The organism is Sabulibacter ruber, assembly GCF_017355955.1.
In the GTDB taxonomy this organism is placed as follows: domain Bacteria; phylum Bacteroidota; class Bacteroidia; order Cytophagales; family Hymenobacteraceae; genus Nibribacter; species Nibribacter ruber_A.
In genome coordinates this window covers 2,271,037-2,295,742 of sequence record NZ_JAFFID010000001.1, presented here as the reverse complement: position 1 = coordinate 2,295,742, position 24,706 = coordinate 2,271,037, and the positions used below count along the sequence as shown (strand labels likewise).

At 52.8% G+C, this 24,706-nt stretch carries 20 protein-coding genes; 7 read left to right on the top strand and 13 right to left on the bottom strand.

What is annotated here, in order from left to right; translation table 11 throughout:
* Positions 1–32 precede the first annotated feature (32 nt).
* From JT719_RS09340 to JT719_RS09315, 6 genes are all read right to left on the bottom strand, one after another.
* Positions 33–443 (bottom strand): STAS/SEC14 domain-containing protein, encoded by a 411-nt coding sequence (locus JT719_RS09340; protein ID WP_207432699.1) that lies wholly within the window; start codon positions 441–443, stop codon positions 33–35.
* A gap of 118 nt (positions 444–561) precedes the next feature.
* Entirely contained in the window at positions 562–1,485 is a 924-nt protein-coding gene (locus tag JT719_RS09335) for an aspartate carbamoyltransferase catalytic subunit (RefSeq protein WP_207432697.1), read from the bottom strand.
* Positions 1,472–2,044 carry a bifunctional pyr operon transcriptional regulator/uracil phosphoribosyltransferase PyrR gene (gene pyrR, locus JT719_RS09330; protein ID WP_207432695.1) on the bottom strand — a complete coding sequence of 191 codons (573 nt, stop codon included), beginning with the start codon at positions 2,042–2,044 and terminating at the stop codon, positions 1,472–1,474. The genes JT719_RS09335 and pyrR overlap by 14 nt, the downstream gene beginning before the upstream one ends.
* A gap of 225 nt (positions 2,045–2,269) precedes the next feature.
* Complete coding sequence (locus tag JT719_RS09325) at positions 2,270–3,820, bottom strand: hypothetical protein (protein ID WP_207432693.1); 1,551 nt, start codon at positions 3,818–3,820, stop codon at positions 2,270–2,272.
* 69 nt (positions 3,821–3,889) lie between these two features.
* Positions 3,890–4,294 (bottom strand): EVE domain-containing protein, encoded by a 405-nt coding sequence (locus tag JT719_RS09320; RefSeq protein WP_207432690.1) that lies wholly within the window; start codon positions 4,292–4,294, stop codon positions 3,890–3,892.
* A 65-nt stretch (positions 4,295–4,359) separates the two neighbouring features.
* Complete coding sequence (locus tag JT719_RS09315; RefSeq protein ID WP_242693116.1) at positions 4,360–4,755, bottom strand: hypothetical protein; 396 nt, start codon at positions 4,753–4,755, stop codon at positions 4,360–4,362.
* 232 nt (positions 4,756–4,987) lie between these two features.
* Between JT719_RS09315 and polX the strand changes: the two genes are divergently transcribed.
* From polX to JT719_RS09300, 3 genes are read left to right on the top strand one after another with little or no spacing between them, the layout of a single operon-like run.
* The gene (gene polX / locus JT719_RS09310) at positions 4,988–6,697 is read left to right on the top strand and encodes a DNA polymerase/3'-5' exonuclease PolX (RefSeq protein ID WP_207432688.1); all 1,710 of its coding nucleotides are present in this window, start codon (positions 4,988–4,990) and stop codon (positions 6,695–6,697) included.
* A gap of 27 nt (positions 6,698–6,724) precedes the next feature.
* A complete protein-coding gene (locus tag JT719_RS09305; RefSeq protein WP_207432685.1) occupies positions 6,725–7,267 on the top strand; it encodes a hypothetical protein in 543 nt (180 codons plus the stop codon).
* Between the two features lie 28 nt (positions 7,268–7,295).
* Complete coding sequence (locus tag JT719_RS09300; protein ID WP_207432683.1) at positions 7,296–7,625, top strand: Mpo1-like protein; 330 nt, start codon at positions 7,296–7,298, stop codon at positions 7,623–7,625.
* A 217-nt stretch (positions 7,626–7,842) separates the two neighbouring features.
* On the opposite strand, the gene JT719_RS09295 is transcribed toward JT719_RS09300, so the two are convergent.
* The 4 genes from JT719_RS09295 to JT719_RS09280 all read right to left on the bottom strand — a co-directional run bounded on the left by JT719_RS09295 (position 7,843) and on the right by JT719_RS09280 (position 14,103).
* Positions 7,843–9,441, bottom strand: a complete 1,599-nt coding sequence (locus tag JT719_RS09295) for a PQQ-dependent sugar dehydrogenase (RefSeq protein ID WP_207432681.1) — start codon at positions 9,439–9,441, stop codon at positions 7,843–7,845.
* A gap of 101 nt (positions 9,442–9,542) precedes the next feature.
* Positions 9,543–10,415, bottom strand: coding sequence for a helix-turn-helix domain-containing protein (locus JT719_RS09290; protein WP_207432679.1), 873 nt, complete (start codon positions 10,413–10,415; stop codon positions 9,543–9,545).
* A gap of 67 nt (positions 10,416–10,482) precedes the next feature.
* A complete protein-coding gene (locus JT719_RS09285) occupies positions 10,483–10,818 on the bottom strand; it encodes a DUF983 domain-containing protein (protein ID WP_207432676.1) in 336 nt (111 codons plus the stop codon).
* Between the two features lie 861 nt (positions 10,819–11,679).
* Positions 11,680–14,103 (bottom strand): TonB-dependent receptor, encoded by a 2,424-nt coding sequence (locus tag JT719_RS09280; protein ID WP_207432674.1) that lies wholly within the window; start codon positions 14,101–14,103, stop codon positions 11,680–11,682.
* 210 nt (positions 14,104–14,313) lie between these two features.
* Here JT719_RS09280 and JT719_RS09275 point away from each other — a divergent pair, with 210 nt between their 5' ends.
* Entirely contained in the window at positions 14,314–15,333 is a 1,020-nt protein-coding gene (locus JT719_RS09275) for a sensor histidine kinase (RefSeq protein ID WP_207432672.1), read from the top strand.
* Positions 15,334–15,441: 108 nt separating this feature from the next.
* On the top strand, positions 15,442–16,185 hold the full coding sequence (locus tag JT719_RS09270) for a LytR/AlgR family response regulator transcription factor (protein ID WP_207432670.1): 744 nt from the start codon (positions 15,442–15,444) through the stop codon (positions 16,183–16,185).
* Positions 16,186–16,236: 51 nt separating this feature from the next.
* Here the strand turns inward: JT719_RS09270 and JT719_RS09265 are convergent, their stop codons facing one another.
* Positions 16,237–17,994, bottom strand: a complete 1,758-nt coding sequence (locus JT719_RS09265) for a T9SS type A sorting domain-containing protein (protein ID WP_207432668.1) — start codon at positions 17,992–17,994, stop codon at positions 16,237–16,239.
* A 400-nt stretch (positions 17,995–18,394) separates the two neighbouring features.
* Positions 18,395–19,507 carry a T9SS type A sorting domain-containing protein gene (locus JT719_RS09260; protein WP_207432666.1) on the bottom strand — a complete coding sequence of 371 codons (1,113 nt, stop codon included), beginning with the start codon at positions 19,505–19,507 and terminating at the stop codon, positions 18,395–18,397.
* A 252-nt stretch (positions 19,508–19,759) separates the two neighbouring features.
* Here JT719_RS09260 and JT719_RS09255 point away from each other — a divergent pair, with 252 nt between their 5' ends.
* Together JT719_RS09255 and JT719_RS09250 are read left to right on the top strand one after the other, a co-directional pair.
* On the top strand, positions 19,760–21,166 hold the full coding sequence (locus JT719_RS09255; protein ID WP_207432664.1) for a high affinity choline transporter 1: 1,407 nt from the start codon (positions 19,760–19,762) through the stop codon (positions 21,164–21,166).
* A gap of 139 nt (positions 21,167–21,305) precedes the next feature.
* Positions 21,306–23,084, top strand: a complete 1,779-nt coding sequence (locus tag JT719_RS09250; RefSeq protein WP_242693115.1) for a cellulase family glycosylhydrolase — start codon at positions 21,306–21,308, stop codon at positions 23,082–23,084.
* Between the two features lie 290 nt (positions 23,085–23,374).
* On the opposite strand, the gene argH is transcribed toward JT719_RS09250, so the two are convergent.
* Positions 23,375–24,706 (bottom strand): argininosuccinate lyase, encoded by a 1,332-nt coding sequence (gene argH, locus JT719_RS09245; RefSeq protein ID WP_207432662.1) that lies wholly within the window; start codon positions 24,704–24,706, stop codon positions 23,375–23,377.

Sequence of the window (24,706 nt, the reverse complement as noted above, 5' to 3'; positions counted from 1 at the left end):
CTTCTGTTTTATTTTTGATAAAGAAATCCTGGTTACAGAGTGTAATATTCTGCGAGCCATTTCTTGGCAGCATCCGGGTTGTCAAAGGCTCTGGCTTCAAAATCTTTGAGCTCCTGCAGGAAAAGAGCGGCAGAAGATCCCCCAAAACTCTCGGGGTTGGCCAGCATGGCAAAGCGCTTCAAGCCTGCCTTGGCGGCGGCGGGAGCCCATTCGTTCAGCACCCAATCCATGGAGTGGTTCCAGGAGCCAATGATGAGGCGGGTATCGTTCAGGACGCAGTTGAAACCGGCATTGGCCAGCGCCTGGGTGTAAGCCTTGGCACCAGACTTTACATTTTCCTCCGTGAGATAGCCCATCCAGTTCACGTAAATAAACCGGTTGCGGGTGTCCTCTTCAATGGTAAGGTAAACTCGGCCAAAAGGGTTTACAAGCTCTTTGGTCATAGGTGGTGTAATGCTCTTTCTTCAACAAAGTGCCACATCATCTGGTGAATGGTGGCACATCTCTGTGGGTTTCAGGCCTGTTTTCTGGAAATCAGGCTGAAAAGGACTTCTGTGGGACTTATCCTTTGCTGGCTAACAGGTACAAGACCGCCATCCTGATGGCCACGCCATTCTCCACCTGGTCCAGGATGATGGAGTGGTGCGAGTCGGCGGCGTCTGAGGTAAGTTCCACCCCGCGGTTAATGGGGCCTGGGTGCATCAAGACGATCTCCTTATCCAGCTCATCCAGCATCTTTTTGTTGATCCCGAAGTAGAGGGCGTACTCGCGCAAAGATGGGAACAGCTTGCCGGTCTGGCGCTCCAGCTGGATGCGCAGCACGTTGGCCACATCGCACCATTGCAGGGCTTCGCGCACGTTCCAGAAAATCTTCACGCCTAAGTCACCAATGTGTTTGGGCAGCAGGGTAGGCGGTCCGCAAACAGCCACCTCGGCACCTTGCATCTGCAGCGCGAAAATGTTGGAAAGCGCCACGCGGGAGTGCGTGATGTCACCAATGATGGCGATTTTCTTGCCGGCCACCTCGCCCAGTTTCTCCCTAATGGAGAAAGAATCCAGCAGGGCCTGGGTGGGGTGCTCATGGGTGCCGTCGCCGGCGTTCACTATGTTGGCGTTGATCTTACGCGACAGGAAGTGCGGCGCGCCGGGGCTGCTGTGGCGCATCACAATCATATCTACCTTCATGGCCAGGATGTTGTTGACGGTGTCCAGCAGGGTTTCGCCCTTCTTCACGGAGCTGCCCGAGGCCGAGAAGTTGATCACATCCGCCGAAAGCCGCTTCTCTGCCAGCTCAAACGAGAGCCGGGTGCGGGTGGAGTTCTCAAAGAACACGTTGGCAATGGTGACATCGCGCAGCGAGGGTACTTTCTTGATAGGCCGGTTCAGCACTTCCTTGAACTGGTCAGCGGTTTCAAAGATAAGCTGGATGTCCTGCGGGGTAATCTCTTTGATACCCAGCAGGTGCCGGACGCTAAGCTGTTGCATGTGGTTGATCTTGGTCTGGAGTAAGAGTATGGAGCCAGATGACGTCTTCCGGAGAGTCATTGCCCTGCCAACGGACTTCTACCCGCTGGGAATGCAGAGAGTCTACGCGCTGGCCGGTGTAGGTGGCTTCAATGGGTAAATCGCGGGTGTACTGACGGTCAATGAGCACCAGCAGCTCTACCTGGGCCGGACGGCCGTAAGAAATCATGGCATCCAGGGCGGCCCGCACGGAGCGGCCGGTGTACAGCACATCGTCTACCAGAATCACGCGCTTGCCTTCCAGGGAGAAATCTACCTTGGTGGCGTTGGGGGCCAGCGGAGTAGCACGGCGGCGGAAGTCATCGCGGTGGAAGGTAATATCCAGGTATCCGGTCTGGACGGTGATGCCCAATATTTCCCGGAGGGTTTGCTGCAGGCGGTCGGCCACAAAGATGCCCCGGGGCTGCAGACCCAGAATAACAGAATCAGAAAAATCGCGGTGCGTCTCGATCAGTTGGTGCGCCAGGCGCCGGATCATGATCTGAAACAGTGCGTGCGGAACAATGAGGCGTTTGTGCATGGCCAGGTTTTGGGCAAATATAAAGACTTACCGGCAGCCGTGGCACTAAAAAAGAGAATTATCTGCTGGAAGCGAGTTGGTAAAACCCACGGGCAGGCGAAACCAGCGCCACTGATTTTACCTTCTTTTCTGCAAAACGCGGTAAAAACGCCCTGAATCCAAGAACAGCGTTTGGCACGCATTAGACGCAGAGCTAATTCTCTGAGAACCGGCCGTTATAGTGTTCTACTCAAACAGCATGTTCTGCAGGTAGAAAACGGTGCGCGCCTGGCCCGAGTTTGGTTTGATGCGCTGAAACCCGAAAGCCACAAAGTTGCTGCCGTAAAAATGGATAATTCCTTCTTCGTTGCTGGCCAGCATCTTTTCAGAGTCTTCCTGCAGTTTTACCTCCACTTTCTCTTCGTTAGACAAAGACACGTTTGGTTTCAGGGTTTTATGCCAGATGTACTCTTCGTCTGGGTACACCAGGGTGATGTTTCCGGATTCGCTCACGCCCGCCTCTACGGTGGGGGCCAGAACCGGGTAGGTGAGATTCTTCAGCTTGTAGGAGTTGTCCCAGAGCAGCTTGCCTTGTTTGTCAAAAACGCAGACAATGGCGTGGGTGAACCGGTAACCGTCAAAATTGGAGCGGGTGTCGCGCAGGTCTGGGTACCGGCCGTTGATGTAAGTGAATTGGTTGAGGGTATTGTTGCGGTACTGCGGATAGTAAATCTCGCCCACAATGGCGTAGCCCTGCGGATGCGGAATAACCGGGTGCAGCAGCATGCGGTAGCGCAGTACCAGCGGTTTGCCTTTGGCTTCCTGGCGGGCAAACTTCGCCTTCATGCGGCGCTCGGCGCGCGGTGACAGGTATTCAAAGAAGTGGCCCAGTTTGCTGAAATCATAGTACTGCAGGTTGCCGGAAAGGTCGCTGGTGAAAAGGCCTTTGGAGAAGATAGAGGTACGGTGGCCGTAGGTGCCAATGACCCTTTTGCTGAGCGTATCGCCGGGGGTGAGGCGGCCGCCCTGCAGGGTGTTGTCATTGCGCCAATCCATCTCGGGCTGGATGAAGTAGGTGCCAATCACATCGCCTTTGGTGTTCATGCGCTTGGTCTGCACCCGTGAACGCCAGCCGTTTGACTCAGCCACTACAAATTCCACGGCTTTGGTCAGCGTGTCTACCCTGAACTCGCCCAGGTCATCTTCCATCCCAAACACCGCGGGCAGAAGCTTGATTTCCTCTTCCCTGGGGTTAAGGTGCAGCATGTTCAGGTTTTGCCGGTCTAGCCCGCTTAGGAACACCTGCCCGTCAACGGCTGCCATTTCTTTGATGTTGATGTAGGAAGAAGGCAGGGTGTGCTCACTGGAGGTGCCTTTGCCGGTGGCGGAGTTCAGTTGGTAAAGCACCAACTTTTTGCTGGAGGCGGTGGAAAACAACAGATAGATATGCTTGCGGTCTGCCGTTATCAGCTCTAAGGTATGGTTTGCCTTGTGCTCATATTTTTCCTGCCAAACCTGTTTCAGCTCCCGGTTATACTTGGTTACAAGGAAATCATCGTTGCCAAACCAGGAGTTGTTTTTAGTGGAAACCACCAGAATAGACGTGTCTGGCAAGGCCTGCACGGTGTGGTCATCGTCAAAGGAGTTGCTTTCAAACTCTGCCCGGTAGGTTTGGGCAGGCGGCGCCGGCTTTTCCTTATCCTTGTTTTTCTGGCGCGCATGGGCAGAAAAAGTCCAGCTCCAGCAAAAAAGAAGGAGCAGGAACAGATAAGAAGTATTTCTGATCAATGTGATCATACGGTGTTTTTAAAAGAATTCAAGGAAACAATAAAAACGCCGGCTACCTACCTCAACGGGTCTGACCTGTTACTGGCCCAGGCTCAATAAGAGGTCAAACTCCTCGGGCTTTAACGGCATCACAGACAAACGGGATTGCCTCAGCAGCGCAATGTTCTGCAACCGCTCGTCTTTCTTGATTTGGTCAAGGGTAACCGGTTTGGCAAAGGCCTGCTCTGGCACCAACGTAACCGCCACCCATCTGGGATCGTCGGCGGTGGGGTCTGGGTAGGCTTCTTTGCTCACTTTTGCCACCCCAATGATGGCTTTTTCAGAGACGCTGTGGTAATACAACACGGGGTCTCCTTCTTTCATTTGCTGTAAATTGTTTCTGGCCTGAAAATTACGGACGCCATCCCAGGTGGTTTGTCCATCGCGCTGTAAATCAGACCAGGCGTACTTCTCAGGTTCAGTTTTAACGAGCCAGTAGTTCATAAGTAAGTAAAAGCAAGGGCGGGTCTAGAAGACGAATCCTTGCTCAGGTTAAAGATTAAAGGTTTCTAGTCAGAGGATGTTTTCCGGCGGATTTTGAGTTTTTCAGGTGAAACCGAAAGTACCTCAAGCTCCTCGGGTTTGTGTTTGGGATTGTCAAAGGTGATGCGCAGGAGATTTTTGCCTTTGCCTTCCCACTTGCCGGGCTGTTCTTCCAGTCCGTCGGTGGGGGCTATGCCGTAGCGCATGAACGAGCCGTCTGGCTGCAGCATGAAACCGGTGCGCCCGCGCGAGGGCGGGAAATCAAAGGTATTGGGCCGGTACGTCCTGACATCGGCAGAGTCTTCTTCGTGCGAATGCAACCAGGTTTGGCCGTACACGGCGGCGGGTAAGTCAGTACCCTCGCCGCATTTGGCGCCCATCAAGACCAGTACCACCAAGCCCAACAAAAAGAATTGTTTCATGTGTGTATTGGCTTGCCCATGCATTCACCCACCAGCAAACCAGCCACAATATACAAAAAAATGCATCCCTTTGCCCGCTGCTCCGGCTACGTTTTATGGCTGTTTTACCTAAAACGATTGAAAAACGCAGACATTGCTTGGGTAAATGTGCAAGGGCCGGCAGAACACAAGCCTCATAACTGAGCCTGAACTTACGTATCTTTGTTCACCACTTTTTGACAAACCCAACCCTGTGGAGAATAAAGAACTCATCCGTATGTTCCGGCTGACGGCTTCCCTGATGGAGCTGCACGACGAGAACCCGTTCAAGATAAAATCATACACCAACGCCGTGATGGTGCTGGAACGCCTGGAGTCGCCCATCCACCAGATGGACCAAAGCCAGTTAGAGAAGCTGGATGGCATTGGCAAGGGCATGGCCGCCAAGATCATGGAAGCCATCCAGACCGGTACCCACGCCGACTTGGCCCGCCTCCTGGAAACCACCCCTGAGGGCGTGGTGCAGATGCTCAACATCAAAGGCATTGGCCCCAAGAAGATCAAAACCATCTGGAAAGACCTGGGCGTGGATACCATTGAAGGGCTGCGCGAGGCCTGCGAGAAAAACGAGGTGTCTAAGCTGAAAGGCTTCGGGGCGAAAACCCAGGAGACCATTTTACAGGGCCTGCAGTACACCGAGGCCAACAAAGGCAAGGTGCTCTGGGCCGAGGCAGAACCCCTGGCGCTGGAATTGCTCTCTTTCCTGAAAAACAGGCCAGAAACCACCGCCGCCGAGATTGTGGGCGAGATCCGCCGCAACATGGAGACCGTGGAAACTTTGCAGTTCCTGCTGAGTTTGAACGATGATGCCATTTGGCCCAACTTCCTGACCGAACTGCCGGGTATCTCGCCGCAGGAATCGGTTTCCGGGCCGTTTGTGTGGCGCGGACTGGTAGACACAACCGGTCTGAAGGTAGAAGTGCGCCTGGTGCCGGAGCGCCGCTTCGCCAACCAGGTGCTGCTGTACTCGGCTAATCCGCACTGGCTCACCCAACCCCTGAACGACAGCGGCGACACGCTCATGGCCGAAGCCTACGGGGAACCTGCCGCGTCTGAGGAAGAGATTTTCCAACGGGTAAAATTGCCGTACATCGCGCCGGAACTGCGCGAAAGCCTGCGCGTGCTGGAACTGGCCCGGGAAAACAAATTGCCCACGCTCCTCACCGATGCAGACCTGAAAGGCACCGTGCACAACCACAGCACCTACTCAGACGGCGCGCATACCCTGGAGCAGATGGCGGTGCACTGCCAGCAACTGGGCTACCAATACCTGGGCATCTGCGACCACTCCAAATCGGCGTACTATGCCAACGGATTGAACGAATTCCGGATCAAGGAACAGCACAAAGAAATTGACCACCTGAACCAACAGCTGGGACCGTTCCGCATCTTCAAAGGCATTGAGTCTGATATCCTTTCCGATGGCTCGCTGGACTATGACAATGACGTGCTGGCTTCCTTTGACTTCATTGTGGCCTCTATCCACAGCAACCTGAAAATGGATATGGTGAAAGCCACTGACCGCTTGCTCACGGCCATCCAGAACCCGTACACCACCATGCTGGGGCACCCTACCGGCCGACTACTGTTGCGCCGCGAAGGCTACCCTATTGACCACAAAGCCGTGATTGACGCCTGCGCCGCAAACCAGGTGATCATAGAAATCAATGCCAACCCGTGGCGCCTGGACCTGGATTGGCGCTGGGTAGAATACGCCCTCAGCCAGAACGTGCTCCTGAGCATCAACCCCGATGCCCACAGCATGCGCGGCTACGAAGACATGCGCTACGGCGTGCTGGTAGGCCGCAAAGGCGGCTTAACCCCAGAAATGACCTTCAACGCGAAGACCCGGGAAGAAGTAGCCACGTATTTTGAGGAACGTAAGCGGGCGAAGGGGATTTAGATTTACCTCAAATACTTTACCTACGGCATGATCTTCTTTGATTACATTCTACGTGTCAATTTCTGGATTTACATACTGTCTTTCTTTGTCTCGTTTCTTTTAGGGGCAGGAATGATAGTGTCAGGAATCAAAAGTGTGGGGGATTTTATTCAGGTATTTAAGGACAAGTTTATTAGAATAAGTTTTTCTGCTACGGTTCTTTCTGGTCTGATTTTGTTTGTAGGAGGTTTTGCATTCGAAAAGTTGGCTCAGGCACAAGTCGCTTCTAAACTAAAGAGGTTTAATGAGCAGAGAGATGCTCTATATGTAGAGGGGCAAAAAATTATTCATCCTATGCCATTGATTCAGGTGCTACAAGATTTTAAATCTATCCCAACAAATCACACCACCGGCATTGATCATAAAAGAGTAGAGGTACTTATCAATAATGAGTTGCTTCAATTAGTAGTAGCTAGAGACAGCAAAGACAGTACTGTGTATTGGGTTGACTATCCTGCGTATAAGCAGTTTGGAGGTAAGATAAGGAGCGAAGGCACTCCTTATCTTTTTGATTTGAAACAAAATCACTGATGTATATCTGGCTTAATGTATATAGCTTATGCCCCAGTCTAATCTATCACCCCGCATCAGGTCTTTCAAGGAGTTCTATCCGTTCTACCTTTCAGAACACCAGAACACCACCAGCCGCGTGCTACATTTCACAGGGACCTGGTTGTTGCTTTTGCTCATGATCGTGGCATTTGCTTTTGGGCAATATGGTTGGTTGTGGTGGCTGCCGGTGATTGGCTACGGTTTTGCGTGGGTGGGGCACTTCTTCTTTGAGAAAAACAAACCCGCCACTTTCAAATACCCGCTCTACAGCCTGGCCTCAGACTTTGTGCTGTTCTTCCAGTTGCTCACTGGCAAGCAGAAGTTTAAAGTGAAGTAACTCAACCTCTCATCTGTCATCTTGGAAAGATCATGTGAACAAACTAGACAGGCTTCGCATAAACGCCAGAACAGTTGGCCCACAAGATCCTTTCAGGATGACATAAGAGGGTAGAGGGCTTTGGGGTGGTTGACCTCTGTAGCCAGTTCCTGTTTTTTTAAAAATCCGTTTCCAGCTTCTTTTCCGGAAAACAAGCCTGAAACGGCAGCAAAGCCTATTATTTGCGTCTTTGCCTTGGAAGGTTGGTTGCTTCTTTTGAACCTGTCACCTGCTTCTTCTCGGGTACTGCGCCGGTAGCGTTTTTCAAAGCAGTTCCGCCTTTCACGTACGTAAACTCCAGTAAGGAACCTTTGTATTGGCTGCCTTTAGGGTCCTCGCCCGATGGCCCGGAAGTCACCGAGGAACTGTCTACCACCGCGTACAGCTTTTTGCCGTCTGGGGAGATAGCCAGGTCACGGTAGCGGGTCTGCTTCTTGTAGAAGTAGGAAAGCGTATCGCCGGTGGTGCCGGTGCCGTTGGCGTTCAGTTTCACCCGTACCAGTTTCCCGGTTTTGAGCATGGGAACAAGCAGGGAGTTCTGCCAGCCCGGTATGGCCGAGGAAGTGTACACGGCAATGCTGCTGGGCGCATCAGAGGTCCACTCAGGCGAGGCTTTTTCATCGTTCCGGGATTGCGTCATGACATTCCGGATAAAGGCGTTGGAATTGGGATAGAAGCTGAGAATAGGGTCCCGGTAGAGTTCTTTCCCGATAGCTTTCGCGTTATCGTTTTCGCTCTGGATGGTGGGGTAAGTTGTGTTCCACTCACCGGGCAGTTGGGTGTGGCTGCTCACGCCCGCCGCCAGGCCATTGTAATTGTTGTCATTGTAGCCAATCACCAACGGGTGTCCGTAATTTTTGCCCCGTTCAATGATGTTGATCTCGTCATCAGAGAAAGGACCGTGCTCGCTGGAGTAGATCCGGCCGGTGCCGCCTATCACGGCATAGGCCAAGCCTTGGGCATTCCGGTGGCCGGTACTCCAGACGGCGCTCTGCCGCTGGGTTGAAGTGAACGGATTATCATTCGGAATCCAGCGGTCAAAGGGACCTTTATCGGCATCTGGCTCCAGGTTGAAGCGCAGCACTTTGCCTTCATAGCTGCTGGTCAGTTGCGCCCGGTTAGGTCGGCCCACGTTGTGGAACTGTCCCGCACCCATGTCGCCCACGGTGTAGAACAGGAAGTCTTTGCCGTTCACCGGGGCAATGAGCAAGCGGCCGGAGTTGTGGTCATTGCTGCCCGGGATGCTGTCACAGAGCACCATAGGATTGGCTAGTTTCTGGGATTTCGGCTCATAATCATAGCGCACCACGCGCATGGTGTAATGGCAGCCGCCAAAGTTGGGATCACAGCCATCGCCCGGTTTGTTTGCCCCGGCAAAGCGGTACGCATACGCCAGGTACACATACGGTTTGCCCGTGAGGAGCTGCGGGTGCAGCGCCATGCCCATGAGCCCGCCCTGCGGCCAGGATTTGCCGCCGTCTATAGAGTCTGAAACCTTGTCATAGCGCGGAAACTGGCGGACATTGTTCAGGTCCAGGACAACCGTTTGGGCTCCGGTGGTGGGATGGATGCGGCTCACGCGGTAGCCTTTCGCCTCGGTAACCCAAAGGTGGTTGTCGGGGCCGTAGGTCACTTCCCACGGATCGCTGAGTTTGTCTTTCACCACCCGCACGGTGAACACCTCGCCATTAGGGCCGGTTAAGTTCTGGGCCGAGGTTGGGGTATGGAAACAGGAAATCAGCAGGGCAACAGAAAGCAGAAGGTAAACGCGTATCATGAGGGAGTAAGCTAAGTCTAACGTATGGTCACAGACTCTTTAAACCCCTGCGGCTGCTAATTGGTTGTTCTTGATTGGGTTACCAGCCGCAAAACCCGTATTTATCCTTTCTGCCGGAATTGCTCCGGGGTGTTTCCGGTGTGTTTTTTGAAAAATCGGCTGAAATAGGAATTGTCCTCAAAGCCCAGGGCATGGGCCACCTGCGCAATGTTGAGGTGCGGCGAGTGGGTAAGCAAACGTCTGGCTTCCAGCACCAGCCGTTCCTGCAGAAGATCAGAAGTGGTCTTGCGCAGGTTCTGTTTGCACAGCTCGTTCAGGTACTTGGCGGAAAGGTGCAGGGCATCGGCGTAGAATTTGACCGATTGATGCTCCAGGTAATGTTTTTCTACCAGGCTCTCCAGCTGGTATAGTTGAAACGGCCAGGTGTTTTCTTCCGGGGCGATGGGTGCTTTGGGGTACAGCCTGGCCAACTGGATCAAAAGCAGTTCCAGGTAGGCACGGAGAGCCTGGGACTGGAAGGCGGCGGCGGTAGTGTATTCCCTTTGCATCTGCTGCAGGAGCTGTTCTACGGGTGGCAGCGTATCTGGGGAGGCGTACAGAACCGGCGGGTGCTGCCACGTCTGAAAATACGGAAACTGCCGCAACGGATCTGTTTCGCGGCCGGCACGGTAAAACTCAGAGGAAAAGAACAGCAGGGTTCCCTGGGTATCATCGGTGAGGTTCCAGGCGTGTACCTGACCGGGCGTGAGAAAGAAGACACTGCCCGGTTGCACTGCGTACTCTGTGAAATCAATGGTATGGGTGCCCTGACCGGCTTTCACGTACAGCAACAAATAGAAATCATGCTTGTGGGGTGCCTGCACAAAGGCGTGGGTTTTCCGGTGCGCCTGCAGGTCGGCCACGTGGATGCCCCGCGAGAGGGGGCGGGCGGTGGTGAAATCGGGGATGGAGTAAACGGGAAGTTTTTCGGGCATAGCCAAGCGCTACTCGCGTGCTGGTTCTGCCCGAAATTGCAAAAAATAGCGTTAAAACGATAAGAAGTTAATGTCCCCTTACGTGCGGGGTAGCAGCGGCCATGGGGTCATAGCTAATGAAGATATTGATCCAGATAGCCCTTGACAGCTTGAAAATGGCTGGCAAGAACAAGACCAGCGCCAATACCAGCGCCCCCACAAACATCCAAGTAGTGATTTCCTCCGAGAAGATCATCATCAAGGCCACAATAGCCAGCGTGGGACCGGTAGTTAAGGCGTAGCTCACAAACATGGCACCGTAGTAATAGCCGGGCTCTGGCTCATATAACTGCTTGCACACGGGGCAACACTCTTTCATTTGGGAGAAATTGCGCCAGCTCAGCAGGCTGTTGTTTTCAAACATGTTTCCCTCATGGCACCGAGGGCATTTGAGTTTGAATATGCTGTATAGTTTAGATCCTTTTCCTAACATCGCTTCCTGCAAATTGTATACTACAAAGGTACGTACATTGCAGAAGCAAGGATAGGACAAAAGGCGGTTGTTCCGGTGATTTTTACCGGTTCAGGTGCTTGGCGCAGATGCTTGCAGGGGCTGTGGACGCTACAAGGGGGTTTTAAGAAATGGCTAACCCGTTTGCCGATTTAGTGTTCTCATCAACAATCTGAATTACGCTTGATCAGCAGACTCCCCCTTTGAAGGGGGATGTTTACATCTACTTCCCTTATTCCTGCCATGGTTCAAGTCTGTGACTTGGACCTACCATGGTCTGAAGTTTGCAACTTCAGTGAGGCGCTAGCTTCAAATTTACTCTTGCCCTTCTATGGCGCGGAAGTTACTTCCGTGCCTTTCTTTTTTTAATGCTGCTTTTCTAGCCATTTGCCGTCTTCGCCGTTGTTGGTGTTCTCACCAACAACCCAATCTGCTCCTCAAGCCGCTACTTCCTACTTCCTTCCTTCTAACTTTTGGGTTGCAGCTGCGCTCTGCGGGCGTTTGTCACTTTTCTCCTTGATGAGAAAAGTAACCAAAAGAATCAAGAAGCCTCAAACTCGCTGACGCTCAAACAGTGAGGCTTCATTTCGGTACCACCCGGCACCGTCCTCTGTTTCATAGGGAGCGTAGGCCATTGCGGCTTCAGACGCCACTGCTTGCCCCAGAGCCCCTGTTGGGTTACGCAGGCGCCCAACAGGGGCTCTGGGGCATTCAAGTATTTACTGATTGTGCCGTTGCAATGCCTTCATCGTCCTGCGGACGGTAGTGAGTTGATTACTTACTAACTCGGTTCTCTTCGTCTGAGGTGCCGGTACGGCGGTTGCGGGCGGTTTTAAGTTTGCTGTTCCCGAACTTATAGTCGAAGGAGAGATTCAGGCGGCGGCTTTCCCATTCGTTTTGCCAGTACATGTTCACGTTGTTGTATTTTAAATAGGCTCTGAAACGGGCGGTGTCAAAGATGTCGTTCAGTTTCACGCTGAGGGTGGCGCGGCCGTCCAGGAAGGTTTTCTTGCCGCCGATGCTCATGAGGTAAGAAGCCTTGTTCCGGAAGAGGCCTGATACTGAGGGAGAGCTGTAGTAGGCGGAGTATTGCAGGCTGAAGTTTTTAGGCAGGGTGAAGTTGTGGTCGGTGCTGAAGTCCCAGGAGAACTGTTCCCGGTTGTACTGCTCGCCTTGCACGGGAGTGCTCACTTTGTTCAGGTTGCCCTGTACCTGCACGTTGGCGCTCCACCATTTCTTAACCGGTAGGGTGCCGCCGCTGCTGAAACTCAGGGAACGGGCCCGGCTCAGGTTCTGCGGGGTGCTGATGCTTTCCTTGGTTTCATCGTTCTGGCTCACCACTTCCATCACAAAATCATTCTGCTGCAGGTAGCTGACGCTCAGCAACTGGAAGTTCTTGAACGTGTAGTTGAACACCAGCGAGTTGGAGAACGACGGCTGCAGAAACGGATTACCCATGATGCCCATGTACGGGTCTGAATAGAACGTAAACGGGTTCAGGCTCCGGTAATTGGGCCTACTGATGCGGCGGCTGTAGGAGGTAGAGAATTGGTGGTCTTCACTAGGCGTATAGCCCACGAACAGGCTGGGGAACAGCTCCCAGTAATTGCGGTTCACTACGTTTTCCATGGTCAAAGAATTGCCTTTGGAGATAGTTTGCTCGGCCCGCAAGCCGCCTTTCAGGTTAAGCTGTTTGCTTACTTTTTTGCTCAGGCTGATGTACCCCGCGTTGATGTTCTCGTCATACAGAAAGTGGTTGGTGCGCCGGGCATCGTTTCGCCACTGGTTTTCCAATAATCGTTCAAATCTGATGTCTGAATCATTCTGTACCCAGCTGCTTTTCCAGCCGGTTTCGGCTTTCCAGTTGTTGCCCAGCGGGTGCAAGTAATCAACTTTGAGGGCGTAGATCTTGATAGCGGCATCTGAGACACTGCGCAGGTTCTCCAGGGCATTTCCTTCGGCCACGGCTGCGCCGAAGAACTGGTTCGTGAAGGCTTCATCGGCGCCGTTGCGGTACCGCACGTAGTCGGCGTCAAAGGTGAGGGAGCGGCCGGTGGTGTCTATGTCAAACTTGTAGTTCAGGTTAAGGCTGTAGTTGTTGGAAACCACATCGCGCGGGTTGTGCATCTGCACATTGCCAATGGGGTTGCCCGGTATGTCATAGTTCACCGAGTTGCTGGTGGTCAGAACATCCTGCGGCGAGGTGTAGCCCTTCAGCATCAAGCCCACGGTGTGCTGTTTATTGATGAAGAGATCGCCGCCGGCTACTACGTTCACGCTCTTGATGATGGGGTGCCAATAGTTCACCGATCGGTAGAGGCTGTCTCTGATGGTGCGCTCCATGGTGAGGCGGTTGTAAGAGTTGCTGTGGCTGGTGTTCACGCGGGTGTAAAAACTCACCTTGCCCAGGTTGTAGTTCAGGTTAAGGCCCACCCAGGCTTTCTCATAGGTGCCGTAACCGGTACCCGCACTCAGGGTGCCGTTCATGCCCTTGGCCAGGTCGCGCTTGATCTGCAGGTTGATGATGCCCGCGGTGCCCGCCGCATCATAAGATGCCGGCGGATTGGCGATCAGCTCTACTTTGCTCAACGCCGAGGCGGGCAGAGATCTGAGGTAATTGCTCAGCTCAGCGCCGCTCATGTAGGTCATCTTGCCGTTGATCATCACGTTCACGCTGCCGCTGCCCCGGTACAGGATGTTGTCGTCTTTGTCAATGCGCACGCCGGGAGCGTTCTTCAGGATCTCCAGCGCGTTCTCGCCGGCGGTGTTCAGTTTCTCCACGTTCATAATGATTCTATCGGCCTGCTGTTCCAGCAAGGGGCGTTGGCCCTGCACCACTACTTCCTTGAGCGCGGTGGCTTTTTCAGAGGCCTGCAGCCTAGGCACCTGCACCGGCTGTCCGTTGACCTCAAAGGGCTGGCTCAGGGCCGTAGTATAGTCAATGCGGGTGGCTTTGATGAGGTATCGGCCGGAGGGCACTTTCTCAAACGAGTAGGCCCCGGCCTCATCGCCCATCTGCGAGTTGACCAGCGCCGAGTCGGGCAGGTGCACCAGCAGAATGGTGGCAAAGCTTACTGGTTTCTGGGTTTTGGAATCTTGCACGGTGCCTTTGACTGAGGCGCTGGTTTGGGCCCAGCAGGCAAGGGTAGACAGCAGAAAGGTGATAGCAAAAGCGAAAGGGTAGTATAGGTTTTTCATGCGGCAGGGGTTTGAATTATGGATGAACCAAAGGTGCCGAGGGTTGCCTGCACTCGAAAAAAAATGATCCCAAGCCTGTGGAATTTTATCCCAATCGCGGTTTAGAGCTTGATTTCAGGAAAATAGGCTTGAAACCGGGGTTGGTATCAGGAAAGCGGGGGTTGGGATAAAAAAATCGGGGGAGTGGGGCCGGTTGGTTAGTTTTGAGGTATGAGGAATAGAAAAATGGTTCTTTACCACGTGCTGGCGTGGTCGCTGTACATCGGCTACAGTTTGTTAGAGGATTACATCATGTCGCCCAAGCCGTTTACGTGGTACCGGTTGCTTTACCTCACGTACTTCATCAGCCTGGCCCTTACCTTTTACTTCTGCTATTCTTTTGTGTACCCGCGGTTCCTGAAGCGCGAAAAAGTGCTCCAATTGGTGCTTTGCCTCCTCTTTGCGCCGTTTCTGTTCACGTTTACCCGCTATTTTCTGGAGGAAATGATGTATCCGTTTCTGTTCGGGTTCAGGAATTATGGCGTGAATACCACCTTCACGTATTACCTCACCGACAACCTTTTCCGGGCTTTTCCCATGATGGCCATCAGTGCAGTGGTCTGGAACGTGCAGGATGCCTTCCAGAAAGAAAAAGAATACAAAACCCTGCGTGCCGAGAAAACCCAGGCCGAACTGGCCTTCCTGAAATCGCAGGTGAATCCGCATTTCCTCTACAACACGCTCAATTACCTGTACGCACAGGCTTATCCCGTGTCTGAGAAACTGGCCGATGCCATTCTCAAGCTTTCTGACATGATGCGCTACATGCTCCACGACAGCCCCGACGGCAAGGTGGAACTGCAGAAAGAGGTGGAGTACCTGCGTAGTTTCATAGACATTTTCCGGCTCCGGTTCGAGGACCGTTTCTTCGTGGATTTCAACCTGGAGGGGCAGGTAAACGGCCAGCGCATCAGCTCCCTGGTCCTGATTCCGTTTGTGGAGAATGCCTTCAAGCACGGCGTGGCCGACGACCCTGCTTCACCCATCAAAATAGACCTGAAAGCCACCGGGCAGGACCTGTTCTTCACGGTCACCAACCGCATCCACCAGAGCCAGAAAGACCAGACCACGGGCATCGGTCTGACTAACATCCGCCGCAGGCTGGAACTTCTGTACCCAGACCGGCACAAACTCACCGTGCAGAACGATGGCTCAGTACACCAGGCATCGCTGAAACTGAGAAATCTCTGATAAGCTGTTTAGAAGCTGCTTTCAGGAAAATGGTCCCAAAACAGCCCAACGTATTCCCCGTTCCCTTATCTTCCATTCCTAATTCCCAATTCTTAATTCCTAAGTAATATGATTCGGTGTATTTGCGTGGATGACGAGGCGTACGCGTCAACGTTGCTGAAGGCTTACATAGAGAAGATTCCGTTCCTGGAGTTTGCTGGCAGTACCACCAGTCCTATTGAGGCCTTGGGTTGGGTAGCCGAAAACCGCGCCGATCTGGTGTTCCTGGACATCCAGATGCCCGAACTTACCGGCCTCCAGGTCCTGAAACTCTGCGGCAACAAATGCAAGGTCATTCTCACCACCGCTTACCCCGAGTATGCCCTGGAAGGCTACGAGCACGACGTGGTGGATTACCTGCTCAAGCCCATCGCGTTTGACCGATTCCTGAAAGCCGTGCAGAAAGCCCAGACCCTCCTGCAACCCACACCGACTGTTGCTTCCATGCCAGCACCATCGGCCGCAGTTCCGTCGGTTCCAGCCCCCCCGGAATATATGTTTGTGAAAGGCGAAAGCAAGAACAAGTTCCTGCGCATCAACTACGCCGATATTCTGTTCATTGAGGGCCTCAAGAACTACGTGTCGCTGTATCTGCCGAAGCAACGGGTAGTCACCTACCAGACCCTGCGAGATCTGGAGGAACAGCTTCCCCAACCACCGTTTTACCGCGTGCACAAGTCCTACATCATCTCCATTGACAAGGTGAACATGGTTGACGGCCACACGCTCTACATCCAGGACAAATCCATTCCCATAGGCGAGACCTACCGCGAAGGCTTCTTCAAACTGATCAGGGAAAAGGAGCAGGGCTGAAAAAAGAATTGGGGCTGTTTTCTGGAAAACAGCCCCGAAATAGATGGTTTTTTAGTGTTTGATTACTGCCCTCTGGATTACCGTGCCCTGGTCTGTTTGCAAGGCAAACAAGTAAAAACCATCGGCCAGGTTCTGAACATCAAGAGCCCAGCCATTCGCCAGCTTCTGAGGACGGAGAGAGGCCACCAGACCACCCACTGCGTTGAACGCCTGTACGGTAGTAAGTTTTCCAGAAGCTGGTAATTGCACCATCAGCACGCCGGAGGCCGGGTTGGGATAAAAGCTGATTTGTTGCCGGATATCTTCAGCGGCGCTGGTCAATTGAGTAACACTCACTTCATTGGAGGCCACGCTTTTCCCGCCTGCGGGCTCATTGAAATCGGCATACATGCGGTAGCTGTATTTCTGGGTGAGGTCAAGTCCCTGCCCGTTGTTATTGTCCACATAAGAAGTGGCGGTAGCAGGCACGTTGCCTACTAGCGTATACCCCGCCGAGGCCGGAATACCTGCATCGCAGGCTTTGGGCGCGAAACCAGAGGGATTTACTTTCCGGTAGATATAGATCCTGCGTGCATTGGTGCAGCCATAACTTTCCCAGGTGAGTTGAATGCTGTTGCCGTTCTGAGGCGTAGCCGAGACTAGTACCGGAGGTGGTCCCAGAACCGTAATGCGCCAAGGCTGCAAGTTGACCAATTTGATTGTTCCTGGCATGGACTGATCTTCCGCGCTGAGCAGCACCTGATACGGCTCACGGCGCACCTCCTGGCAACTGGTCTGCCAATTGAAGATATGGGCATTGTCATTGTGCTTGGAGAAAGTAGCAGCTGGAAACATGTTGCCAAAGGCAGTAATCACGACACGATCCCCGTCTGGATCTATAGCCCTAACGGTATCCCGCAGCAAGGTGCCGGCTACAATACAGGTATCTTTGGGGGCAAGGAGCACCGGAGGTCTGTTAGGGCTTTCCCGTACAAAGATTTGCATGTCACGGGTCACCTGTCCTATGAGGCGGCCATGTCGCCATTCCTCTACCACAAAAGCCATGTTGAACTCCCCTAACACCCCAGGAGTGTTCCAGGTCAATTGGCCGGTGTAACGGTTTAGTGTTAATCCCGCAGGATCAGGAGGAAGATTTACTCCCAGGTAATTCTCCAGCCCACGGTATCCCGGAGCCGTTATGCCAAGCGGATTTCCGCAGGCATCAAAGCCATTTGCCACTTTAGGCCCTACCAATTTATAAGACAGACTATCACCGTCTGCGTCATACGCGGAGGGATTATGCTCAAAGATCTGATTGCGGATAGCAATATCAACCGGGTTGTACTGCAGAACGGGCGAACGATTGATGCCCTGTAAAGGATCTACGGTGAGCGTACTCTGCAGGAAGAACGTCTGCTGCACGGAAGAGGAAATGTTCACCACGCCTCCGTTCCGGTTCTCGCCCGCAAAAGCCACGGTAAAGGTACCCGGCCCGGAGTACGTGTGCTCAAACCGGTAAATATTCACAAAAGTACTGTTCTGGCTATTGGAGAGGAGCGTTCTTGACTCCCGGGCAACCGTTTGGCTGGTGCAGTCTCCAAAAAAGAGCGTTGCCTCCAGGTCTTCAAAGGGAGGTGGAGCCACACTGTACGTCACTAAGGTGAAGAAATATTTCAATGGGTTGCGGGCAGCGGTAGTGTCGCTTTTGTACAGAATCTGCCCTGCTCTTAAGTGAGTGGCCTGCGTGTTGGTACCAGAAAGATAAATAAGGAAAAACAGGGAAAGCAGAAGGAAGGGTTTAGCTTTAATAGGAAGTAAAGGTTTTTGCATAAGGAAGGCACAGGCCCAAGTTGAATATGGTATATAGTAGTAGCAGGATATTTTTCTGTTAATAATAATACAATTTTCTGATACTCTCTTTTGGGCTGGACTATTCTAAGCAAGAATTAGAAGTTGATGCTCAGCACAGGGTGGTTTTAATAAAAAACCGAGGTTAAAAAGCTTCTTTGATTTTCAGAATAAACAGAAAATCAATTCAGGAATTAGATGGTGTTTCCTTAGGTGAGGTAAAAATGCTGGCTAGTAACATCTATTGGCATCTGAACTATTCTGTCTTCCCCAACCAGATATGAATCATAAGTCTTCTTTGAATTACGCTAAAGAGAGAAGAGAATGGTAAAAAGAAACGGGGCTGTTTTCTAGAAAACAGCCCCGTTTCAGGATTTCAACTTTAATGCTTCACCACCACCCTCTGCACCAGCGGGCCTTGGTCGGTCTGCAGGTTGAGCAGGTAGAAGCCGTCGGGTAAATGGCGCACGTCCAGCACCCAGCCCTCCGCGGATTTCTGGGGAAGGAGCGAAGTCACCTGCTTACCCACCGAGTTAAAGGCTTGGGCTGCTCTCACCTTAACAGCGGCAGGCGCTTTCACCGAAAGAACGCCACTGGCCGGATTGGGATAGAAACTGATTTGCTGTTTCCATTCTTCAGAGATGCCAGTTACCGTAGAAGGATCTTCCTGCGCAAAGAGAAGCATATCTCTGATCATGGTACCAATAAGACGACCCTTGCGCCATTCTTCCACCTTGATGGCAATATTGTAAGTTCCCTGCAAACTGGGTGAGTTCCAGGTCAGGAGGCCGGTGTCCCTGTTCAAATTTACTCCTGCCGGAGCCGAGGGGTCTTGCCTACCAAGGAAATTCTCTAATCCGCTGAAGCCCGGAGCCGCTATTCCCAAAGGGTTTCCACAGGCATTAGTCCCGTTAGGGGCAAGAGGAGTGATCAGCTTGAAAGAGAGGCTATCGCCGTCTGCATCAATGGCGCCGGAGTTGTGCGTAAAAACCCTATTTCGGGCGGGAACATCAACGGGTACGTGCTGAAAAATGGGGGAACGGTTTGGGTTCAGGAAAGGATCAACGGTGATGGTGCTCTGTAGAAAAAAGTCTGGTTTAAGGGACGAAGAAATATTCACAATGCCGCCTTGGCTCCCTACCGTATGGGTAACGGCGTATGTGCCAGCTCCAGCAAAGGTGTGCTCAAACCTGTAGACATTCATAAATACCTGCCCATTCGGGAGCAAAGTTCTTGATTCCCGGGGGACTCTCTGGCTGGTGCAGTCTCCAAAATGAAGTGTTGCCTCCAGATCTTCAAAAGGCGGCGGAGCCACGCTGTACGTCACCAGGGTGAAAAAGAACCTTAAAGGGTTACGGGCTGCCGTGGTGTCGCTTTTGTAGTAAATATTTCCTGCTCTGATATGGGATGCCTGCGAGGAAAAGCAAACAGCAAACAAAAGCACGAGGGGCAGAACCAAGACTTTGATTTTTCTGAGTGGTAGGGGGAGGTTCATACTTTACAGGATAGAAGGCGTTACTGATATATTTAATTTTTAATTCAATATGAAAGGTAAGTAAGTTACTAAATACTACGAAATTAAGGGCCTTTCTGATATATTAAAATCATAATATAAGAAAGGTTAATTCATCGGTTGCATTCCTTTGGATTATGAGCCGCCAATAGAAAACAAGCGAAATCTTTTATCTTGCTTTCTGTTTTAGGCCTACTTCTCTGAAACCGGGTCAGAAACAGAAAACTACCAAACATGCTCATCTTTTTCGTTCTTCTGTACCTGGTCCTCAACGTGCTGCTTGGGCTCTGGGCGGCCCGCCGGGTGCACAATACCTCAGATTTCATGCTCGCCGGAAGGGCCTTGCCGCTGCCCATGGCCACGGCCGTGGTGTTTGCCACTTGGTTCGGGTCCGAGACCATATTGGGGGCCTCGGCAGAGGTGGCCGAAGATGGTTTAATAGGCATGGTGGAAGATCCTTTGGGCGCGGCGCTGTGCCTGGTACTGGTGGGGTTGTTCTTCGCCAGGAAGCTGTACCGCATGAACCTGCTCACCTTCGGGGATTTTTACCGCGTCAAGTTTGGGCGCACCACCGAGATCATCGCCTCGTTCTGCCTGGTCATCTCCTATTTTGGCTGGGTGGCGGCGCAGATGGTGGCCTTGGGCATTTCGTTTAACCTGCTGCTGGGCATCACGCTGGTACAGGGCATTTTGATAGGGAGTTTTCTGGTGGTGCTCTACACTTACTTCGGTGGCATGTGGAGCGTGTCTGTCACCGATTATCTGCAAACCATCATGATCATCCTGGGGCTAGTGATTGTGACCTGGTGGGTCATACGCGAGAAACCCTTTTCAGAAGTGACCGCCACACTTCCCCCTGATTTTTACAGAATCACGCCTAAATCAGGTACTTCGTTCTCCGGTTGGCTCAACTATCTGGCGCTTTGGATGACCATCGGGCTGGGCTCTATTCCACAGCAGGATGTGTTCCAGCGGGTCATGTCGTCTAAATCCGAAAAGGTAGCCATCAACGCTTCTTTGCTGGCCGCCTTGCTATACGTGACAGTGGCCCTGCTACCCTTGATTCTGGCGCTGTATGCCAAGGTGCTGCACCCGCATCTGCTGAATAACGACGCCCAGATGCTGGTGCCCAGCCTCATCTTAGGCTCCAGCCCCATGATCATCAAAGTGCTGTTCTTCGGGGCACTGATCTCGGCCATCATCAGTACCGCCAGCGGCGCCATTCTTGCCCCGGCCTCCATCCTGAGCGAGAACCTGCTACGTCCTTTCTTCAAAGACATCACCGATAAAAAACTACTGGCCTTGTCCAGAGGCAGCGTCTTGATTGTGTCGGTGATTTCGCTGGGCTTTGCCTTGTCCCGCAACAACATCCATGAACTGGTGAGCGAGTCCTCGGCGCTGAGTCTGGTGAGTCTGCTGGTGCCCCTGGTGGCCGGCATCTATCTGAAGAAAGCCTCGGCCACGGCTGCCATTCTGTCCATGGTGGTGGGCATGGGGGCCTGGCTTTTCTGCCGGATAGCGGGCACTGAGGTGGAGCCGATGTGGTACGGTCTGGCCGGGAGCGTTCTGGGCTATGTGCTAGGCGGGCTGCTGCGCAAAGAAATGGTCCAGGAACCCGAAGAAAAGCCGGTGCATTTTTAAGCCGATTTCCTCTAAAAGAGTCTAAAAACAATGAGGATTTGGCCGGCCGTTTTTCATCGGAAGCTTCCGCGGAAATGCGGTTATCCAAAAGATTGATATATTGGCAGGAAGCTGAACTCCCCTAAAATCTGTGATATCTATGCGCCCACGTACCTGTTCCCTGCCCAAGCTTTTCATGGTCTTATGTTGCCTTTCGTTTTTCTTCCTCGGGGAAGTCCAAGCCCAGGGCTTTCTGCGGGCCGAGGGGAAACAGATTGTGAACGGACAGAACCAGCCGGTCATCCTGCGCGGTATGGGGCTGGGCGGTTGGATGCTGCAGGAAGGCTACATGCTCAGAACCGCCGAATTTGCCGGTCAGCAGCACCGCATCAAGGCAAAGATGGAGGAACTGATAGGGCAGGAGCGCACGCAGGAGTTCTACAATGCCTGGCTGCAGAACCACACCCGCAAGATCGATATTGATTCCATGGCCGCCTGGGGCTTCAACTCCGTGCGCCTGCCCATGCACTTCAACCTGTACACTTTGCCCGTGGAGCAGGAGCCGGTGGCGGGGCAGAACACCTGGCTGGAGAAAGGTTTTCAGATGACCGATAGCCTCCTGCAGTGGTGCAAAGCCAACCGCATGTACCTCATCCTGGACCTGCACGCCGCGCCCGGCGGACAAGGCAACGACAACAACATCTCGGACCGCGATCCCGCCAAACCCTCTTTGTGGGACAGCGAGGCGAACAAGCAGAAAACCATCGCACTGTGGCGCAAACTGGCCGAGCGTTACAAAGACGATCCCTGGATAGGCGCCTACGACATCATCAACGAGCCCAACTGGGGTTTCCAGAGCAAAGAAGACAAAAACGGCTGCGCCGAAAAAGACAACGCCCCGCTGCGCCAGCTGATGGTGGATATCACCAAGGCCATCCGGGAAGTAGACCAAAGGCACCTGATTTTCATTGAAGGCAACTGCTGGGGCAATAACTACAACGGCGTAATGCCGGTCTGGGACAAGAACATGGGCCTCAGCTTTCACAAATACTGGAACTACAACGACCTGAACGCCATCAAAGGATGGCTGGACTTGCGCGACCAACACAATGTGCCCATCTGGCTGGGCGAGACCGGCGAGAACTCCAACGTGTGGTTCCGGCAGGCCATTGAATTGGTGGAAGGGCAGGGCATTGGGTGGGCCTGGTGGCCGCTCAAGAAACTGGGTTTCAACAACCCATTAGAAGTGCCCATGACGCCCGGCTACCAGAAACTGCTGACCTACTGGCAAGGCAAAGGCCCCAAGCCATCGGCAGATGAAGCCTACGCTGCCTTGATGGAACTAACCGAGAACCTGAAACTGGAGAATAACCTCTACCACCATGATGTGGTGGATGCCATGTTCCGCCAAGTGAAATCAACTGAAACGGTTCCGTTCGGGAACTACAGTTTCATTAAGAAACTGACCATCCCCGCCGTGAACTATGACCTCGGCCGGAACGGCTTCGCGTACCTGGACAAAGACACCGCAAACTACTACATCTCCATCGGCGGACCCCGTACCCCCTGGAACCGCGGCACCACCTACCGCAACGACGGCGTAGACATCGCGCAAGACAGCGTTTCGGGGAAGTTTTTCGTGAATCACATAGAAACCGGCGAGTGGCTGCAGTACACCACCGCCTTCGAGGAAAACAAAGCGATTGCGGGCACGCTTAAGCTGTTGGTCGCCTCTGATACCAACACAAGTAAACTTACCCTCACCGTGAACGGTGACGTGGTGAAAGCCGGCATGGGTGTGCCCAACACCGGCGGTCCTAAGAAATGGAAATCCGTTACGCTAAAAAATATTCCGCTTAAACCCGGTAAGAACGTTTTCAGGCTAATAGCCGAGCAAGGCGGTTTTCAGCTGCAGTCTTTGGAGATTAGCGTAAAGTAAGATCGTCTGTTTTAGGCTTGTTTTCTGGACATGAGACAAAAACAGAATTGTAGCGGCGTAACAGTGTTACGCCGTGGCTCCTCACCGCAGTACCGGGCCTGTTCTTGATGAACCCGTCTTTGCCCTTATGTTCCAGCTTTGCAAGCAGATGAGTTCCAGGTGTGAGGTGTTTCTGTTTCATAGGACCACGGCGTAACAGTGTTACGCCGCTACAGTTGGCTAAAAAAAACTCACAGGTTTTGAAAACCTGTGAGGTCTACTGCGCTTTCAACAAAAACGTACCGAAGGAATTAGGCTAACAACTCTGCGATTGCCTTATCTACTTTCTCGAACTGGAAGCCGTTAAGCACCTCTTCCATCAAGCCTTTGATCTGCTCAGTGCACAAGTTGCCAATGCTGCCTTCATGCGTGTGGTTCAGCGTTTCTGGCCGTTCAAATTCTCCTTTTTCAATAGCCAAACCTACATTCTTGTACGCATCCCTGAACGGCATGCCGCTCAACACTTGATTGTTCACTACTTCCACACTGAAGAGGTACTGGTATTTCTCATCTTTCAGGATGTCTTCGTTTAGCTTTAAGTGCGGGAGCATGAAGGTCATCATCTCCAGGCAATTCCGAATTTCGCCAAAAGCAGGGAAGAAGCTTTCTTTGAGCAACTGCAATTCGCGGTGGTAGCCGGAGGGCAGGTTGCCAAGCAGCATCTGAATCTCGGTGGGCAGGGCTTGCAGGCGGTTGCATTTGCCGCGCATGATTTCAAACACATCGGGGTTCTTTTTGTGCGGCATGATGCTGGAGCCAGTGGTCAGTTCATCGGGCAGGGTCACGAAGGCGAAGTTCTGGCTCATGTACAGGCAAACGTCCATGGCCATGCGGCCCACAGTACTGGCAATGGAAGCCAGACCCATGCTCACGCTGCGCTCTGTCTTGCCGCGGCCCATCTGCGCGTACACCACGTTGTAATTCAGTGCCTCAAAGCCCAGCAAGTCTGTGGTCATCTGGCGGTTGAGCGGGAAGGAGCTACCGTACCCAGCCGCCGAGCCCAGTGGGTTCTTGTTGCTAATTTTATAGGCCGCTTGCAAGAGTTGCAGGTCATCTACCAAACTCTCCGCGTACGCGCCAAACCAAAGTCCGAACGAAGACGGCATCGCCACTTGCAGGTGCGTGTAGCCAGGCAGTAGAATGTGCTTGTTCTTCTCACTCAGCTCCTGCAAGGTGTTGAACAGCGTGTGCACGGCTTCAACTGTCTCCCGGATTTCATGGCGGATGAATAACTTCAAATCCAGCAGCACCTGGTCGTTGCGGGAACGGCCGCTGTGAATCTTCTTGCCTGCCTCGCCTAACCGACGGGTCAAAAGCAGTTCTACTTGTGAGTGCACATCTTCTACCCCGGGCTCTATCTCAAACTCACCGCGTTCAATGCTCTTGTAAATCTCCTTCAGTTCGCGCTGCACGGCGGTCAGGTCTTCCGGTTCCATCAACCCGATGCTCTCCAGCATACGCGTGTGCGCCAGCGAGCCTAGCACATCAAAGGGAGCTAATTGTAAGTCCATTTCGGCGTCTTTGCCCACGGTGAACTTTTCTACATTCTGCGCGACGGAGGTTTCTTTCTGCCAGAGTTTCAT